General features: G+C 41.4%; 17 protein-coding genes. 10 read left to right on the top strand and 7 right to left on the bottom strand.

The genetic code is table 11. The features are described from left to right. Position 1 precedes the first annotated feature (1 nt). From FD725_RS24060 to FD725_RS24050, 3 genes are all read left to right on the top strand, one after another. Positions 2-3,268: a tubulin-like doman-containing protein gene (locus FD725_RS24060; RefSeq protein ID WP_179050479.1), complete on the top strand. Its 3,267-nt coding sequence runs from the start codon at positions 2-4 to the stop codon at positions 3,266-3,268. A gap of 67 nt (positions 3,269-3,335) precedes the next feature. Further along, the gene (locus tag FD725_RS24055) at positions 3,336-4,898 is read left to right on the top strand and encodes a methyl-accepting chemotaxis protein (protein ID WP_179050478.1); all 1,563 of its coding nucleotides are present in this window, start codon (positions 3,336-3,338) and stop codon (positions 4,896-4,898) included. A gap of 10 nt (positions 4,899-4,908) precedes the next feature. Continuing rightward, positions 4,909-5,574, top strand: a complete 666-nt coding sequence (locus tag FD725_RS24050; RefSeq protein WP_179050477.1) for a flagellar motor protein — start codon at positions 4,909-4,911, stop codon at positions 5,572-5,574. A 93-nt stretch (positions 5,575-5,667) separates the two neighbouring features. Here the strand turns inward: FD725_RS24050 and FD725_RS24045 are convergent, their stop codons facing one another. Further along, positions 5,668-5,919: a UPF0175 family protein gene (locus FD725_RS24045; RefSeq protein WP_179050476.1), complete on the bottom strand. Its 252-nt coding sequence runs from the start codon at positions 5,917-5,919 to the stop codon at positions 5,668-5,670. Positions 5,920-6,224: 305 nt separating this feature from the next. Here FD725_RS24045 and FD725_RS24040 point away from each other — a divergent pair, with 305 nt between their 5' ends. Both FD725_RS24040 and psaI read left to right on the top strand, forming a co-directional pair. Then, complete coding sequence (locus FD725_RS24040) at positions 6,225-8,810, top strand: hypothetical protein (RefSeq protein ID WP_179050475.1); 2,586 nt, start codon at positions 6,225-6,227, stop codon at positions 8,808-8,810. Positions 8,811-8,920: 110 nt separating this feature from the next. Continuing rightward, the gene (gene psaI / locus FD725_RS24035; RefSeq protein WP_179050474.1) at positions 8,921-9,061 is read left to right on the top strand and encodes a photosystem I reaction center subunit VIII; all 141 of its coding nucleotides are present in this window, start codon (positions 8,921-8,923) and stop codon (positions 9,059-9,061) included. 528 nt (positions 9,062-9,589) lie between these two features. On the opposite strand, the gene FD725_RS24030 is transcribed toward psaI, so the two are convergent. The 6 genes from FD725_RS24030 to FD725_RS24005 form a co-directional block, all read right to left on the bottom strand. Beyond that, the gene (locus FD725_RS24030; RefSeq protein WP_010997989.1) at positions 9,590-9,712 is read right to left on the bottom strand and encodes a photosystem II reaction center protein J; all 123 of its coding nucleotides are present in this window, start codon (positions 9,710-9,712) and stop codon (positions 9,590-9,592) included. A gap of 67 nt (positions 9,713-9,779) precedes the next feature. Beyond that, the gene (locus tag FD725_RS24025) at positions 9,780-9,899 is read right to left on the bottom strand and encodes a photosystem II reaction center protein L (protein WP_071989460.1); all 120 of its coding nucleotides are present in this window, start codon (positions 9,897-9,899) and stop codon (positions 9,780-9,782) included. 20 nt (positions 9,900-9,919) lie between these two features. After that, on the bottom strand, positions 9,920-10,057 hold the full coding sequence (gene psbF, locus FD725_RS24020) for a cytochrome b559 subunit beta (protein WP_011318656.1): 138 nt from the start codon (positions 10,055-10,057) through the stop codon (positions 9,920-9,922). 9 nt (positions 10,058-10,066) lie between these two features. Next, positions 10,067-10,315 (bottom strand): cytochrome b559 subunit alpha, encoded by a 249-nt coding sequence (psbE, locus tag FD725_RS24015; RefSeq protein ID WP_179050473.1) that lies wholly within the window; start codon positions 10,313-10,315, stop codon positions 10,067-10,069. 104 nt (positions 10,316-10,419) lie between these two features. Beyond that, complete coding sequence (locus FD725_RS24010) at positions 10,420-11,442, bottom strand: photosynthesis system II assembly factor Ycf48 (protein ID WP_179051669.1); 1,023 nt, start codon at positions 11,440-11,442, stop codon at positions 10,420-10,422. Positions 11,443-11,686: 244 nt separating this feature from the next. After that, complete coding sequence (locus tag FD725_RS24005; protein WP_179050472.1) at positions 11,687-12,022, bottom strand: rubredoxin; 336 nt, start codon at positions 12,020-12,022, stop codon at positions 11,687-11,689. Between the two features lie 195 nt (positions 12,023-12,217). Here FD725_RS24005 and ndhC point away from each other — a divergent pair, with 195 nt between their 5' ends. From ndhC to FD725_RS23980, 5 genes are all read left to right on the top strand, one after another. Continuing rightward, positions 12,218-12,580, top strand: a complete 363-nt coding sequence (gene ndhC / locus FD725_RS24000; RefSeq protein ID WP_010997983.1) for a photosynthetic/respiratory NAD(P)H-quinone oxidoreductase subunit C — start codon at positions 12,218-12,220, stop codon at positions 12,578-12,580. Beyond that, positions 12,571-13,308 carry a photosynthetic/respiratory NAD(P)H-quinone oxidoreductase subunit K gene (gene ndhK / locus FD725_RS23995; RefSeq protein ID WP_179050471.1) on the top strand — a complete coding sequence of 246 codons (738 nt, stop codon included), beginning with the start codon at positions 12,571-12,573 and terminating at the stop codon, positions 13,306-13,308. Before ndhC ends, ndhK begins: the two co-directional genes overlap by 10 nt. Then, positions 13,301-13,828, top strand: coding sequence for an NAD(P)H-quinone oxidoreductase subunit J (locus tag FD725_RS23990; protein ID WP_179050470.1), 528 nt, complete (start codon positions 13,301-13,303; stop codon positions 13,826-13,828). Before ndhK ends, FD725_RS23990 begins: the two co-directional genes overlap by 8 nt. A gap of 163 nt (positions 13,829-13,991) precedes the next feature. Continuing rightward, positions 13,992-15,284, top strand: a complete 1,293-nt coding sequence (locus tag FD725_RS23985; protein WP_179050469.1) for an ATP-binding protein — start codon at positions 13,992-13,994, stop codon at positions 15,282-15,284. Then, the gene (locus FD725_RS23980; RefSeq protein WP_179050468.1) at positions 15,274-17,028 is read left to right on the top strand and encodes a tetratricopeptide repeat protein; all 1,755 of its coding nucleotides are present in this window, start codon (positions 15,274-15,276) and stop codon (positions 17,026-17,028) included. Before FD725_RS23985 ends, FD725_RS23980 begins: the two co-directional genes overlap by 11 nt.

Below are 17,028 nucleotides of genomic sequence, written 5' to 3'. Positions count from 1 at the left end.
CATGAGTCAAGCAACTACAAATGAACAGCAATATCGAGGAATTAACCGCACGGTTTGTATTGGTTTGGGTGGTACTGGCCGGGATGTTTTGATGCGAATTCGCCGATTAATTGTTGACCGCTATGGAGATTTAAGCAACTTACCCATCGTCAGTTTTGTTCACATTGACACCGATAAAGCGGCAACACAAGTAGTAGGAATTCGCACAGGTAGTACTTATCATGGTGTTGACCTGAGTTTCCGTGAAGCCGAAAAAGTCAGCGCTACTATGTCCACCAAGGAAGTAACTATGTTTGTGGAAGGACTAGAACGGCGTTCAGAATATACTCGTCATGGCCCTTATGACCATATTGGTCGATGGTTTCCTCCCCAGTTATTACGCAATATTAAAGCAGTTGAAGAAGGCGCAAAAGGGATTAGGCCTGTTGGGAGATTAGCATTTTTTCACAATTATCAAAAAATTAAAACTGCAATAGAAAGTGCAGAAAGACGTACTAGAGGACATGAGTCTTTATTACTGAATCATAAACCTAGTTTAAGAGTTGAACCAGGATTAAATATTTTTGTCATTGGTTCTTTGTGTGGTGGTACAGGAAGCGGAATGTTTTTGGATGTTGCTTATAGTTTGAGACAGCTTTATGGTGATGACAGCGCTCAAATTGTCAGCTATTTAGTCACAAGTCCAGAATTGTATGGTAATACTCCTAGCATGAGTGCGAATACTTACGCTGCACTTAAGGAATTAAATTATTACAGCACTCCAGGAACAAGATTTACCGCCTGTTATGATATTGAAAATTTAGTAGTCATTCAGGAAAAGCGACCACCATTTGACTATACTTATTTGATATCTCATCAAACTAGAGGTGAGTATCAAATTTTGGGACAAGGGAAGTTATGTAATGTGATTGCTCATAAGATTGCCCTAGATTTTTCTGGTGAGTTAGCACCTGTAATTAAGGGCAATAGAGATAATTTTCTCCAACACATGATTCAATGGGATAAACATCCACGTCCCAATGGACAGCGTTATTTAACATTTGGATTGGCAGCAATTTATTTTCCCCGTGATACAATTGTGCAGATTGCCTTAACCCAGGTCAGTTTAGCACTGGTGAAATTTTGGTTAAGCAGCAAAGGTCAAAGTCCAGATCCTCTGAAGCTACTAGAACAGTTTTTGATTCAGTCTCGTTGGCATAATGACTTAGCGAGAAAGGATGGCTTAATTACCAAAATAGCCGAGTCGGTAGAAGATAACAGTAAGAATTTTAGTAGTACTATCAACGGTTGGAAAAATAAATTGGAACGGGCGATTGATGAATGTCAAAATAAAGACGATCGCCAAAACATTCGTCAACAATTACCCAGAGAGTTACGTGAGCAATTCCGTAAAGTCCAACCAGGAGAAACAGAAAGTAATCGGGGCATTTGGTTGACAAAACTACTGCAAGCTTCTCCCAATATTAGTAAAGAACTGAAGAATCATATTGATGATTATCTAGCTCAATTACTTACCCCTAGTGAGCCTAATTTCTCCATCAAAAGTAGTCGTGATTGGTTAGATGCTTTACAGCATGAATTGCATAACTATCAGCGAGATTTACAAGCGTTAATCACTGAGTTTGGGGGGATGAGGCGTTTAGAAGATATCGATAAAAAATGGCGCGATGCTGATCAAATCATTGAAGATATTGAGCAAAAAGCAAGTATTCCCTTTTTAAATAATAAGAACACTCAAGTACAAATAGAAGCCAAAAGAGCCATCCAAGAAGTCAGCAGATTAATTAAGCATAATTTTGACTTAACAGTGTCTCAGGAAGCGCTGAAAATTGTCAATGAATTACAGAAGTATGTGCAAGCGATCGCTAATCAATTAACGGCTTTTAGTAGGTTAATTGAAGACTTACAAACTACTTATGAAAAGCAAGACAGTGATTTAAGACAAATGAACTTTGATGAAATGAGTGGCGAAGCAATATTTGATAGTGAAGATATTGAGCGCTGCTACCAAACCATGTTACCAGAAGATGATTTTCGCGGACAGTTGGTATTAGCTAGTACCGCCATTACAGAAGCGACTGGTAGAGGTCAATCTTTAGCCATTTTCATCGATAAAGAACGCAGTACACAAGACTATCTGCAAACAGAAATTGACCTAAAAGTTGATAGTCTATTTACTTCTCGTGTGGGTAACATCGTTAATTCTGTGATTAAGCGCTTCATGCAAAAGTATCCGTTAGCAAACCGTTCAACTCGGTTAGGACAAATTATGCAAGAAGCTGAACCACTGTTACGCCTGAATTTAAGTGACCCCTATTTCCGAGAAGATCCCGCCAAAAGTAGTAAGTTAATTGGTTTTAAAGATACAGATGAAGCGGAAGTACGCCAATTTAAAACATTGTTAGCACAGGATTTAGGTGTAGAAGCCAGTATCTTAAAACCCACCCAAGCTGATGATGAGATTTTAATTGTCAACGAGTACGCGGGATTTCCTCTCAGACTTATTAGTAACTTGGAGAGAATGAGAAATCCCTATCTGCGGGAACAAAATTCAGCCACATCTTTCCTGCATAACGATTATCAGGCAGCATTTCCTGATATTATCCCTCCAGATGCGATCGCTATGGAAAAATTAGAGGATATCTTCTACCCCGCGCTAGCATTCGGCTTACTGGAACAGAACCCGGAAAATCAGCATTTGGAATTTTCCTACTACGATGAATTACGGGGTATTCATAACATTGCTTCCCTCAGTCCCGAATGGAACCAGTCTCTAGAAAAACTGGCTAACCATCAAGATATGACTGAAGCTTTGGAACAACTGTTAAATCAGGAAATTGGGTTAATCGAAAGACAACCTGAACTCTGGGAAAACGCATATTTACCAAAGCTGAGAAAATTTGTCCAAGCAGTAGATAACTTACCAGAAGATAGTGCTAACTATCCCTATAAATTTACAGTAGTGGGAACATCAGCAAGTACAGATCCCACAGCGAAAGAGGGAATTATCAATCGCTTCCAAAAAAAGATGAAGCAGCGATTTACCTTATCATCAACACCTAGTTTTGCACCTAGTAAAAATCTATCAAATCAGCCAGCTATCGCCGGGGAAATAGTCATTGATTCACCTCTTGAGTCTACTGATAATTTTGCCACCATCAGAACTGCCAAACTAGAGGAGCTAAAAAAATACTTTGATAATGGTTTTATCACCAAGGAAGTTTATGAGAGTGAATGCAAAAACATATTTAATCAGTATCCACTCTAATATTGTTGCTGAGTTACAGACAAATGCGGAGTTGTCCAGATAACTTCAATTTATCAATAGGATTTTCATGCCACCAATACCACCGTATTTAGTTTTCTTTACTATTATATTTGTTGTCATCCCATCTATCACTACCATTGTTTATCGGTTATCACTTTATCAATATTTAGTAGAGATAGAAGAAAAGATCAGCAGATTGATTCATGAAAAACCATCTGGAGAAAAACCCAAGATAGTCAAAGAATTAGAACGGAGATTTCAGCAAGCCAGTAATCATCTAGATCAGGTCAATACAATAGCATTAATTGAGCAAGTTTATAGCCGAGAAAAAATCAAAGGATTTACCTGTGAACATATTGATTATTGGTGTCGAATTCTGCCCAACTTACTTTTAGCCTTTGGTTTACTGGGAACATTTTTTGGGATCACGCTCAATTTATCATCACTCAGCCAAACCATCACGCAAATTAATACTAGTAATGTTAATACGCTAGTTACTGAACTACAAAAACCATTAGAAGGTATGAGTATTGCCTTCATTACTAGTTTTGTAGGTTTATTATTCAGTGCGGCATTAACAGTATTTAATTGGGTGCGAAATACCACCCTTGCTAAGTATAGATTACTCAGTTCTTTAGAAGATTATCTAGACAATATTTATCTACCCCAAGTACAAGGTGATACCCGCCTCGATAAAATTGTCAATAAAATGGTATCCCAGCAAGATGAGTTCTTAACTCGCTTTGGTTCTACTGTGCGGGATGCTGTGGAACAATCTTTGGGTGTGGTGGCGAAAGAAATCTCTAGAGGAAATAGAGAAGCAAATGAATTAGCCAAGCGAGTTTATGAGGGATTTTATCAAGCCGCAGGTACGATATCAACTGCGGCTAATGAATTTGACCAGACAATTACAGAACTCAATGCCAAATCTCATGTATTTATCCAGTCTGCGGAAATATTTGCTACAAGTCAATTTCCTCAAAAATTATCAACAGCTACAGCCAATTTGACTAATACTCAGACAAAATTTTCTCAGTCGGCTGCCAGTTTAGCCGCTACCGTAGAATCTTTTGCCACCATCTTAGAAGAAGTGCAAAGTTGTAATCAAGAATTAATTAAGTTAGGGGCAGATATTAAAAATGTCTCACAAACTTCGCTGCAAGTATTTGATTTACATCAATCTAATCAAAGTGCTTTAGAAGAGATTATTCCGCAGTTAAAGCAAGGTGCAAATAGTTTCTCTAAGGCAATTAATAAAGTTGAGAAATTAGAGAACAAGATGTCCGAGAAAACTGATAGCTTGTACCAGGTGGAAGCATCGCTACAACAGTTACTCCATGCGGTGAATCAATACACAGAACAAGTAAATTTAAATTTGGTGAATGTGTCAAACAAAATCGATACTAATAGTAGCAGCTTACAAACTGTAATTGGGAATATTGAAGGCTTAACAAATCAGTTGAGTATGAAGCTGGAAACTTTAATTATCGAAATGCAGGTAATACACAAAGATAACGGTAACTTAGTCACAGCATATCAGCAAGTAGGCGATCGCCTCACACAAGGCATCAACAAAATCACTGACTTTAACACAACAAACACGAATCCTGATCATCAAATTACCGAATAATATCAACCTTATGGCTCATCGCTCAAGACAGACAAACACTGATGAAGACTTGAACATTTGGCCAGCTTTTACAGATTTAATGTCTAATGCTTTTTTGATATTAATTTTGTTTTTATTAATCACTATTGTCACCTCAGTTATATCAAAACAAAGCTCAGTACCAACAGACACACCACCAATTATTGAAATTCCCGATACAGGTGATTATCGCTTTGCTTCAGGTAGTGCAGCCATCTCTCCAAAAATGGTTGCGAATATTTTAAATAAAATTGTCCCTGAAATAGAATTGAACACCAAAAAATACAAAATCAATGTTGTCGAAATTATCGGTCATACCGACGGACAACCTAATGGTAATGTGGTGAGTAATTTAGATTTAAATCTAGAAAAAGTCAACAGAGGTGAATTACCAGTAACTAATCTGCGCGCTGGTTCTAATGCTGATTTAGGCTTGATGCGTGCTTTAGCTGTAGTCAACGTACTGCGGGATATCCAAAGGAAACAGCAGAAATTGTCAGGACTCTCATTTCGAGCCTATTCGGCAGCACAATTGATTTTACCCAAAAATGACCAAAATAGGCAAAAAGTTTCAGCGATCGCCCGTCAAGATGACGTAACACGCAGGCGGATTGAAATTCGTTTCACTCGTCTAGGTAAAGTCCGCGAAGTCAAGTAGGAGTAATATCTGCCAAAAGTAATTAGGAGCAACAAATCGACAAAGCCGCCCTTGGTCAAAAAAATTAGTGGAGATGTGTTGATAGCAGGCAGTTCAGTCACGGTTTAACTCACGCTGTAAATCATCAAGGTCAACAGCGAAGACATCTACTTGTTCACGGGCTAAGACAGCAAGAAAGTCTCGGCGGTTTAACCCAGCAACATTGGCTGCTTTCTCCATAGAGATTTCCTGCTTTTGATACCAGTAGATAGCAGCAGCCAGGCGCATATCACGCACAAATTCTTCTGGAGTCAGGCGACGGGAGCTAAATACTTCTTCTGGCAAATTTATCGTGACTGACGACATAAATTATGTCCTAAATGGCTAAAGCTTTTGAAGCTGCATTAATTAATGATATCAACCATTGCTGTAGACAATTGTCTACTTTTTTGCTCTCTGACCTTTGCCTTGTGCTTCTTCACTTATTGTAATATTTTGCGCTGGTTATTTGCTTCTTACGTGTTTATTCAGTTAGGTGCAATCTCTGAGTTTACAGTTTTTAAATCAAAATCTTAAATTACAAGTATGCAATTACCGATTGCTGAGGTAAACTGCAAGCAATATAAGACAAAATATTACTCAGCTGATTTTCGGTCTGGGCATCACTTACAATGGAACAGTGGCAATTTCTGATTCAGAAACAGGGCGATCGCTCTTGGCAAGCTCTGGAATCGCCAAACACAGAGATTTTCGAGGGTAGGTATCGAGTTTTAGCTCGTTCTCACCTACCTAATACTGATATGGAAGTGCGCGTCACTCACTTTTCTACCGAGGAAGTTCCACCCAAGCGCAGAGTGCAAAAGCGATCGCGTCGCACTAATGCAGAAGGTTTAATGGCAGTAATTCCCTTTACTTACCTCAAATCTGGCCTTTGGGAGTTACGCTGTTCTGGCGATTTGATGTCAGATATGCTTGGTCAATCCTGGCAATATAGTGTTAATCTGCAAGTCATCCCGCCATTACCAGATCAGCCACAATCAGCGACAGAAAGTAATGTAACGTCCAATCCCCTGCCTGATAGTAGCTTGCCACCGAATACTCAGAGTTATTGGCTGAGTACAGAGTTTTCCCCAGATCAAGAAGACGCAGCCATTAATGAGCCAGTTAACCCAGTGTGGGTGAAGGGTGAAACAGCAGAACAAATTTTACAAAACTTAATTGATTTAGCTTTACCGACTACCGAATCTCTGTTACCAGAAGAAATAGTCGAAGATGAGCCGATACAGCAACCATCACTGCCTCTGAGCCTAACTTTAGATCGGGAAACCTACATCACTCGTTGGGGACATTTACTAACGATTTATGGACAGGTAGAGTTAGCAGCAGATTCCCAGTTGGCAAAGATAGAACACCTCTACAACTTGGAACTGAAAATCGAACTGCGATCGCCTCAAAGATCAGAACTCTTAACCCAGATTAGACAATCCCTAGCCGATAAATCACTACCTTTAACAATTCGTTCCGTCATCGATATTCCGGCTGACTGTGAATCTAAGCTAATTTTGGCAGATATTAGTCTGTCTGGCGCTGTTGCCAATAGTGGAGAAGTGACACTGTTAGCAAATCAGTCATTCACAATTACAGCAGATGTTGCAGATTTACTCGCAGTTACACATCCATCACCAGCTACTCCAGTTAATGAACCAAGGGAAACTGCACCAGATGTACCAACACCCAGCATCGATTTAGGACTATTCAATCTAGTTAAAACACCTCCCACATCTGCACCCATTTTTCCCTCAGTCACCACACCCATACCAGAGCAAATTGACTCATCACTGTTCCAGAAAACAGCAGATATACGCATACCACAATTACCAAAACTGCCAGAAAATCCCATTGATACCAGTGTTCCGCCTGACTTAGTTACGGAACCAGCTTTAGAAATTATTTCTCCAGAACAAGAAGAAACGACAGTCCCCTTAACACCTGCACCAATTAACTTAGAACAACTGCTAATTAAACAAAAGCGATCGCGGATTTTAGGCAGTACCTTACCTTACTTAAAACCTCTCTCAACCTTGCCTAGCCCAGATGAAATCGCAGCCAGCGCAGTTACTGAGGAATTAAAACCTCTACCAACTTCACTTAGCCCAGAGGAAATCACCACCAGCCCAGTTACCGACGAATTAAATCCCCTAGTTGAGGAAACATCGCCACAAGTTGCTCTACCACTCACACCACAAGAAGATAAATTAGAGGATGCGCTAGATACTTTGCCAACTCAAGCTGATGTAGTATCAGCACCCACAGAAACCACAGAATTAACAGCCTCAGCACCCGTGGCTGATGTCAGCGATCGCTTTATCACAGAAAAATCCGTCACCCCAGTCAGTCCTTACTCTTCCCCTCTCATTCGCAAGTGGATGCAGAGTCAAGGCTACTCTGTACCAGAAGTTTTTCCCCAAACAGATCATGAGCAAATAACCCCAGAAGCACCACCTACCCCTATTTCCCCAACTTTCGATGATGATCTGCCCACCCAGCAAATAACCCCAGAAGAACCACCTACCTCCATTTCCCCAAATCCCGATGATGATCTGCCCACCCAGCAAATAACCCCAGAAGAACCACATACCCCCACCCTGAGTAGGGAAACTGGCGACGAGGAAACTAGTTTTTCATCACAAGAGATGGTGATAGCAGCAGAAAATCAGGAAACCACAGAATTAGACACCGTTTCCTTAGAACCAGAAACACCAACTCCCATCCCAGAGACTTGGTTAACCCAGGAAATTGTTGTCGATGATGGTGAGAGCGAACCGGAACAACAAACAACAAATAAATTTGTAGCAGAAGATCAGCAAGCGATCGCTCCCCCAGGAATTCAAGAACCCTTACCCATTCCCCAACTATATGTACCGGAAGGAGAACTAGTTGCTGGTAAATTGATCAGAGTGCGGGTAGAACTACCACAAGTAGCACCACAAGTTGTAATTAAGTTGTGGGTGGAAGATTGCCAAACTCGTTGGTTATTAGATGGCCCCCACTTGCTCACAGATTTGCTACCCAACTCTAGTGGAAATCTGGAAGTAATGACACAGCTAAATATTCCCTTTGGCTGCTTAGAAATTCGTTTAGAAGCGATCGCCCTCAACACTGTCACTCAACAAGAAAGTCATAAAGTTACAGTAGTCAAAACAGTAATTCCTCCTGACTTACCTGATGTCACATTAAATGACTTACTTGGCTTATAAATACTGGCTCAACCGAGACTGTGTTAAAAATCTTGAGAATTTTAAAAAACTGGCTAAATTTGCAGTAAGCTCATTTTGAATTGTAGTGTGATTTAAGAGGAAAATTTACTATGGCATTAGAATTTGTGCCTTCTATCTTGGCTAGCACTTCTTACTTGTCTGCTATCTTTGTTCCCGTTATTGGTTGGGTTCTACCAATTGTCACCTTCGCATTTCTCTTTGTCTACATCGAGAGCGAAGATATTGCTTAATGCACCCAAGTATGATAAGTAATATGTGACTTAACGCTACAGTTTTCACCTATTACTTATTCAGCTTTTACCCTTGCATATCACCAAGATCCTGTAGAGACGTTGCAATGCAACGTCTCTACAATATGGTTGGCAACACGTACAATACTGATCACCAATCAAAATATAAAGCACATTCATCACTACATTTCTGAATTTATTGATGGAGATTGTAATTACGTATTACGTATTACGAATTACGTCAGGCGTAGGTTGGGTTAAGCGAAGCGCAACCCAACATGAATCTTAAAAACCCAACATAGATCAAGGTGTTGGGTTTCCCAAAGCCTCAACCCAACGTACTTCTAATGAACTCACCTATTTACTGACATTGAGTTGCTCAGATCATGTTGGGTTACGCAAAGCCTCAACCCAACCTACTTTTCTAATGACTAATGACTAATGACTAAAAATAATACCGCCTATCTGTAAGAGACAGGCGGTATTTTAATGCTATTTTCTAAACAAAAGCTAGAAAATCCAGTCTAATTAAATTGAAGAACCGATTCCAGCGTAGGCTCCATAGAAAAAGATACCTACAACAGTAATTACGCCTAAACCTGCGATCGTAGCGACGACCCACAGGGGTATTCTCCCACTTCCTGCTGACACGACTTCTCCTCCCTTAACAACAAATCAACACAGGTTAAATAAACGAAAATTCAAAACAACTTTCCAGTTAGTTAAAGAAATAACTGGAGAAGAGAATCCCTAGAACAAAGATCAGTAATAGTCCCAGGTAAAGCGAAGTCCGGTTTAGTTCTACCGGCTGATTATTAGGATTGGGCGTTCTTTCCATGATTTACTCCTAGTGAAAAACTAGCGTTGAATAAACTGCATTGAGGCGATCGCGCCCAAAAAGAATACAGTAGGTACAGCTAGTGTGTGAACTGCTAGCCATCGCACCGTAAAAATAGGATAGGTAACAGGTTGATTGATGTTATTACCGCTAGTCATGATGGCAAACTACTTTCCTATAAGTTGTTCAACTTGTTTTTTGGCTTCAAAACGATTATTCACAATGGGCAGTTCTTGCCGTGCTTGTGTGAAATACTCATTAGGACGAGGAGTACCAAACACATCGTAAGCAAGGCCTGTGCTGACAAATAGCCAACCAGCGATAAATAGAGCTGGAATGGTGATACTGTGAATTACCCAGTAACGAACACTGGTAATAATATCGGAAAACGGACGTTCCCCAGTAGTCCCTGACATTTAGATCCCTACCTTCAGAATGATTACTATTGAGTTTATTATCCTACAAAGTTTAGAAAGAGTTACATCTTGCAACGTTCTTCTCAGAAAACAATTTTGGATACCTAAGCAGCAGGTTGTACTTCGGGAGATTTAGCTACATCAGGTTGGTATTTTAGCAAGACACCGCGATCGCCAATCACAAACCCCTGATTTTCGTTGAGAAAGATCACCTTGTAAAAATTAGCTGCGACTTCTTCTACATCTCGGTCTTTCTCCCAGGTTTTACCACCATCAGTACTCAGCAATAAATTTCCACTACCGCCACTGACCCAAATTTCTGTGGGTGTGCGATAAGCCAAATCCAGCAAACCCCAACTGGTAGACAGTTCCGGGTTTTCTGCATCTAGCCACTCTTCCGGTTTAGCCGGGTCACTAAACTGTACCTGACCACCTCTAGCCAGCAACCACAACTGTCCATCCTGGGAAAAGCCCATATTTTCTACACGGCGGGAACTGTTGCGATTATGAGGAACCCAGGCATTTTGTCCCGGTTCCCACACAGAATAGAAACTACCCTTAGCCGAAACTGCCACATACTTACCATCAGCAGAACGTTCCAAGTTACGTACAACCCCAACAGCCGCTTCTACCTGAGCTTTCCAGTTTTTACCACCATCTGTGGTTTTATAGATAGCTCCCACATCTGTCGCCATCTCCGCCGAGTTTGCTGCTAAAGCCTGGATAGCAATTGGGTTTCCTGGTAACTTTTCGCTTAAAGCAATCCGTGACCAAGAACGACCCTCATCAGTAGTATGTAGTAATAAAGAAGGCTCCCCAGCAATCCAACCCTCTTTACCCGCAAAACTCACCGAGTCAAAACGGTATCTATCATCATCCAGTGATAAATTCATTGGTTGCCAAGTATTACCACCATCATTGGTTTCCAGAAGCGTGGCTTTACTACCAACCAAAAAACCATGCTGAGGATTACCAGTAAAGGCAATATCCAGCAACTTAGCCTCCGTTGGCAAAGAAATAACTGCCCAAGGGTTGTAAGTGGTAGAAGGAACCTTACTACAACCAATGCACAAAAGCACCACCATCAACAAAGAAAATATTTTCTGCCAACTTTTCACAATAACCATTGATCGCATCAGATTTTTTGTAGTCGTTTCTAAATTTGTGTAAGGTTTCTCTAAATGAGTGCTGTTAGCGGAAGCGGGGCGTTTAGCCCGTGCTGAGTGATGAGTGAGGGAGTGAGGCAGTGAGAGAGTGCTGAGTGCTGAGTCCTGAGTGATGAATGAGTATTCATTAATTATTCCCCTCTGCTCCCCTGCTCCCCTGCCTCCCCTGCCTCCTCTGCTTCCCCATCCCCCCATCTCCCCATCCCTACTGCAACCCATAGAGACTCATAAAAAACAAGAACCCTAGAGCCAAAGCACCAAAAATCAAGATATTCTTTTGTCCTGGGGTGAGTGTATTTACACCCAAACCAAAACCCAGATTTTCTCTAAAACCAGAGGCTGTACCTGCCGGGCCAATGTTGCTAAAAGCTGCCTTTTTTGCCGTACAAACTGGACAACGCCAATTTACGGGCAATTCAGCAAAGGCTGTCCCTGACGGAATGTCATGCTTATCGTCCCCTTTTTCAGGTTCGTAAATATAACCGCAGGAGCGACACTCAAAGCGGTCTAAGACTGTATTTTCAACAGCTGGTTCGCTCATGGCTAAAATCTCACCAAGAAGAAATCTTAAATATACGTTAAAAATTATGACATATCCGTTAGAGTTTTCTATCACTAGCACAAATGAATCAAATACTGGAAATGCGTCTGTTGCCCAGATTTCAGAAAAGCCAAAAAGATATAATGTAAAAGAAAGTAACAGCCTTATTTACACCATACGCGGTAGATATTCATTGTGTTTGTCCTTAGCGGTTACGAGTACCTTCTAGGCTTTCTCATTATCTGTAGCCTAGTACCTGCCTTAGCGCTTTCAGCTTCCAAGCTCCTCAGACCAACTGGTAATAGCCTGGAACGTCGCACCACCTATGAATCTGGGATGGAGCCAATTGGCGGAGCCTGGATTCAATTCAACATCCGCTACTATATGTTTGCCCTGGTCTTCGTTGTCTTTGACGTGGAGACTGTGTTTTTATATCCTTGGGCAGTTGCTTTTCACCGTCTAGGGCTATTGGCATTCATTGAGGCACTGATTTTTATTGCAATTCTTGTAGTAGCCTTAGTTTACGCATGGCGTAAAGGAGCTTTGGAATGGTCTTGAATTCTAATTTAACCACCCAGGACAAAGAGCGAATCATCAACCCCATTGAGCGTCCTACAGTCACTCAAGACCTTTCGGAAAACGTGATTTTAACCACGGTTGATGACCTTTATAACTGGGCGCGGCTTTCGAGTCTGTGGCCGTTGTTGTTTGGTACAGCTTGCTGCTTTATTGAGTTTGCAGCTTTGATTGGTTCGCGTTTTGACTTCGATCGCTTTGGGTTAATTCCCCGTTCTAGTCCCCGTCAAGCCGACTTAATTATTACCGCCGGCACAATTACCATGAAGATGGCCCCCCAGTTGGTGCGTCTTTATGAACAAATGCCCGAACCTAAGTATGTAATTGCGATGGGTGCTTGTACAATTACTGGCGGGATGTTTAGCGTTGATTCTCCCACGGCTGTACGTGGTGTGGATAAGTTGATTCCTGTGGATGTGTACCTACCCGGTTGTCCTCCCCGTCCTGAAGCGATCATCGATGCAATTATCAAGCTACGGAAAAAAATTGCTAACGATTCCATGCAGGAGAGGAGTTTGATTAGACAAACTCACCGTTTCTACAGCACCACTCATAACTTGAAGCCAGTACCAGACATTTTGACTGGTAAATATATGCAGTCAGACACTCGCTTCAACCCACCCAAAGAATTGGCTGAAGCCATTGGTTTACCAGTTCCCCCAGCGTTGCTGACAGGACAAACTCAGAAGGAGGAACAAAAACGTGGCTGATGAAGAACTAAAACCAGTACCAGCAGCAGAAGAAGCGATCGTTCCATCTGGGGCAGTTTCTCAGTGGTTAACGGAAAATGGTTTTGATCACGAGTCTCTGGCAGCCGACAAGAACGGAGTCGAGATAATTAAAGTGGAGCCAGATTTCTTGCTCCCTATCGCTACAGCCCTGTATGCTTACGGGTTTAATTATCTCCAATTCCAATCCGGTATCGACCTCGGCCCAGGACAGGATTTAGTCAGCGTCTACCACTTGGTTAAGGTGGGTGATAATGCTGACAAGCCGGAAGAAATTAGGGTAAAAGTCTTCTTACCACGAGAAAACCCAGTATTGCCCTCAGTGTACTGGATTTGGAAAACTGCCGACTGGCAAGAGCGCGAAACCTACGATCTATTCGGCATTATCTACGAAGGACACCCCAATTTGAAGCGCATCTTAATGCCAGAAGATTGGGTGGGTTGGCCTTTGCGGAAAGATTACATCTCGCCTGATTTCTACGAGTTGCAAGACGCTTATTAAAGTGCTGAGTGCTGAGTAGTGAGTGCTGAGTGTAAACCCCTTTCCGGTGGCGGAGAGGGGTATTGTTTTTGGAAAATGGTTAGGATTGAAAAATGTAGGCACAGAATTATAATCATGCAAAGATGAGGATGAAATGAATAGTTAAGTTGTATGGTGATCACTTATGTCTGAGGAATTATTAAAGTCTTTTCAGCAAGCGTATAGCAATCTCGAATTGTTTCCCTTGATGGAAGAGAAAACAATGGAAGATTTTCGAGTAGATTATGGTAAGGATTTAATAGCAGACTTAATTCAATTAGTTGAAGATAGCCCTAATGGTGATGGCAAGATTGTATTTACGGGGCATCGGGGATGTGGTAAATCTTCTTTGTTAGCTAAGTTTAGTAAACAGATTCAAAATAATTATTTTGTAGTTTTATTTTCAATCGCTGACAGTATTGAAATGTCGGCGGTTAATCATATCAATATTTTGTTTGCGATCGCTCTTAATTTAATGTCTGAAGCCGAAGCCCGCAAAGTACAAATTCCTCAAACTACTAAAGACCAAATCTATGGGTGGTTTGCCACTCGGACTCGGACTACAGAGGTAGAGCTAGGGGCTGGGCTGGAGTTGGGTTTTGATTTACTCAGTTTTCTGAAAGCTCAATTAAAAGCTGATGCGAAAGTTAGAGAGGAAATTACCCAGGAATTTGAACGCAAAATCTCGGATTTAGTTGCCCGAATTAATGAAATTGCCGCGTTGATTCAAGTCGCTGCTCAAAAAGAAGTAATAGTCATTATTGATGATTTGGATAAACTAGATTTGGGAAGAGTCAACGATATTTATCGAGATAATATTAAAGCTCTGTTTCAACCGAATATTCGCATTATTTATACTATTCCAATTGCAGTCATGTGTGACACTTTTCTTTGGCCACTTATTAGCGCAGAAACTAATTATCAAACTGTGGTCATGCCTGTGATCAAAATTTTTGCTAAGAGTGACAAACGCTTACCTAATGCCCAGCCTCGAAGTGAAGCTACAAATATTTTATGTGAAATATTACAAAAACGCATTTCTGGTGAACTAATAGATAAATCAGCCGCAGAGAAAATTGTTGTTTACAGTGGCGGAGTGTTGCGAGAGTTGATTCGGCTGGCTAATGGGTGTTGCCGGATTTGTTTACGACTCATTAGGCAGAAACCAGGAGAAAAAGTTGTCATTGACGACCAAATTATCGAGCAAGCAATTAAGCAAATTCGTAATGACCTTTCTATGCGTTTAGGAAAAGACGATTTTGAAATTTTGCAAGTGACTTATGAGCAGTTCGAGCCGGAAGATGTACAACAGCAGGAGTTTTTAGAATTACTGCATGGGTTGTATGTTTTGGAATATCGTAATGATGAAACTTGGTATGATGTTCACCCCATTCTTGTAGAAACTTTGAAACGTAGGGGGTTGATTAATGATGGATGAAGACTTATTAACAGATGATGAAAACAGAGATGCTTATGATGATTTAATTGTTTCGATTGAAGCTAAAGCACATCGCTTAAACTTACTAATTGGCGTTTGTGATGATGCTAGTTCTCGTGATGAAATTATTGCTCAGTATGAAGCAGAATTACAACCAAACATCCGTTGCTATCGCGTGACATTGGCAAGGGGTGAGCCGAGTCTGAGGGCTGCTGTTGCTCAACTGGTGAAAAGTGAAGAATATTTGCGACAACATCACCCAGCAGTAATTACTGTAACTGGTGCAGAACAGCTTTATTTTCTCAAACTGGGTGAGGAACGTTCCGAACAAGAGATTTTTTTCGGTTACTTGCAGTGGACTAGGGAAGGATTAAGGGAATTTCCCTTTGCGATCGTCTTATGGGTGACTAATCAAATATTAATTGAGTTAATTAAAAAAACACCTGATTTTTGGAGTTGGCGCAATGGTGTTTTTCGGTTTGTGTCTAGGAAGAAGAATACTATTTCTGGGAGAGAATTAGAGCCAATTCGTTTTGCTTTCAGTGATCATGAGATTTCAGGTTTTGATGATGAAAATGATTATTTATTACCCATAGAAGACTTGCAAAGTTTTATTCAAGATGCTGAACAGCGACGTGTTAAAGATACAACTTTAGCGACTTTATACTTTAGCTTAGGAGATATTTATCGAAAAAGACTTGACCGGGGTGAGTGTCAAGATTATAAAAAAGAGCAAGAATTAGGAATTAAGTATTTAAACAAGGCTGTAGAATTGCAAAAACAGTTAGGTTTAGAGAAAGAGTTAGCCACTAGCCTCAACAACCTAGCGTCTCTCTACGACTCCCAAGGCAGATATAGCGAAGCCGAACCTTTGTACATCCAAGCTTTAGCACTTTATCGCAAACTGCTGGGAGAAGAACATCCCTCTGTCGCTATGAGCCTCAACAACTTAGCGTATCTCTACAAATCCCAAGGCAGATACAGCGAAGCCGAACCTTTGTACATCCAAGCTTTAGCACTTAGGCGCAAGCTGCTGGGAGAAGAACACCCCGATGTCGCCATGAGTCTCAACAACCTAGCGGGACTCTACGACTCCCAAGGCAGATACAGCGAAGCCGAACCTTTGTACGTCCAAGCTTTAGCACTCTACCGCAAGCTGCTGGGAGAAGAACATCCCGATGTTGCCATGAGCCTCAACAACCTCGCGGGACTCTACGAATCCCAAGGCAGAGACAGCGAAGCCGAACCTTTGTACATCCAAGCTTTAGCACTCTGCCGCAAGCTGCTGGGAGAAGAACATCCCCATGTCGCCACTAGCCTCAACAACCTAGCGGGACTCTACGAATCCCAAGGCAGAGACAGCGAAGCCGAACCTTTATACATCCAAGCTTTAGCACTTAGGCGCAAGCTGCTGGGAGAAGAACATCCCTCTGTCGCCACTAGCCTCAACAACCTCGCGTATCTCTACGACTCCCAAGGCAAATACAGCGAAGCCGAACCTTTGTACGTCCAAGCTTTAGCACTCTACCGCAAGCTGCTGGGAGAAGAACATCCCTCTGTCGCCATGAGTCTCAACAACCTAGCGGGACTCTACGACTCCCAAGGCAGATACAGTGAAGCCGAACCTTTGTACAGTCAAGCTTTGAAAATTCGAGAACTACGATTAGGGGTAGATCATCCCAAAACTGTGACTGTACGTAACAATTTAGCAAATTTGCGCGATTCTCTTCAATCAGAACAGTAA

Origin of the sequence: Nostoc sp. TCL26-01 (assembly GCF_013393945.1) — a bacterium.
Lineage (GTDB): Bacteria > Cyanobacteriota > Cyanobacteriia > Cyanobacteriales > Nostocaceae > Trichormus.
Note: the sequence above shows the minus strand (reverse complement) of the source record. Positions and strands in the feature narration are given on the sequence as shown.

What these genes read in the sequence shown, in the direction of transcription:
- psaI (WP_179050474.1), top strand. Translation starts at nt 8,921, where the DNA reads ATGGCATTAGAATTTGTGCCTTCTATCTTGGCTAGCACTTCTTACTTG.
- FD725_RS24040 (WP_179050475.1), top strand. Translation starts at nt 6,225, where the DNA reads ATGGAACAGTGGCAATTTCTGATTCAGAAACAGGGCGATCGCTCTTGG.
- FD725_RS23980 (WP_179050468.1), top strand. Translation starts at nt 15,274, where the DNA reads ATGATGGATGAAGACTTATTAACAGATGATGAAAACAGAGATGCTTAT.
- psbE (WP_179050473.1), bottom strand. Translation starts at nt 10,315, where the DNA reads ATGTCAGGGACTACTGGGGAACGTCCGTTTTCCGATATTATTACCAGT.
- FD725_RS24055 (WP_179050478.1), top strand. Translation starts at nt 3,336, where the DNA reads ATGCCACCAATACCACCGTATTTAGTTTTCTTTACTATTATATTTGTT.
- FD725_RS24060 (WP_179050479.1), top strand. Translation starts at nt 2, where the DNA reads ATGAGTCAAGCAACTACAAATGAACAGCAATATCGAGGAATTAACCGC.
- psbF (WP_011318656.1), bottom strand. Translation starts at nt 10,057, where the DNA reads ATGACTAGCGGTAATAACATCAATCAACCTGTTACCTATCCTATTTTT.
- FD725_RS23985 (WP_179050469.1), top strand. Translation starts at nt 13,992, where the DNA reads ATGTCTGAGGAATTATTAAAGTCTTTTCAGCAAGCGTATAGCAATCTC.
- FD725_RS24005 (WP_179050472.1), bottom strand. Translation starts at nt 12,022, where the DNA reads ATGAGCGAACCAGCTGTTGAAAATACAGTCTTAGACCGCTTTGAGTGT.
- FD725_RS24045 (WP_179050476.1), bottom strand. Translation starts at nt 5,919, where the DNA reads ATGTCGTCAGTCACGATAAATTTGCCAGAAGAAGTATTTAGCTCCCGT.
- ndhK (WP_179050471.1), top strand. Translation starts at nt 12,571, where the DNA reads ATGGTCTTGAATTCTAATTTAACCACCCAGGACAAAGAGCGAATCATC.
- FD725_RS24010 (WP_179051669.1), bottom strand. Translation starts at nt 11,442, where the DNA reads ATGGTTATTGTGAAAAGTTGGCAGAAAATATTTTCTTTGTTGATGGTG.
- FD725_RS24050 (WP_179050477.1), top strand. Translation starts at nt 4,909, where the DNA reads ATGGCTCATCGCTCAAGACAGACAAACACTGATGAAGACTTGAACATT.
- FD725_RS24025 (WP_071989460.1), bottom strand. Translation starts at nt 9,899, where the DNA reads ATGGAAAGAACGCCCAATCCTAATAATCAGCCGGTAGAACTAAACCGG.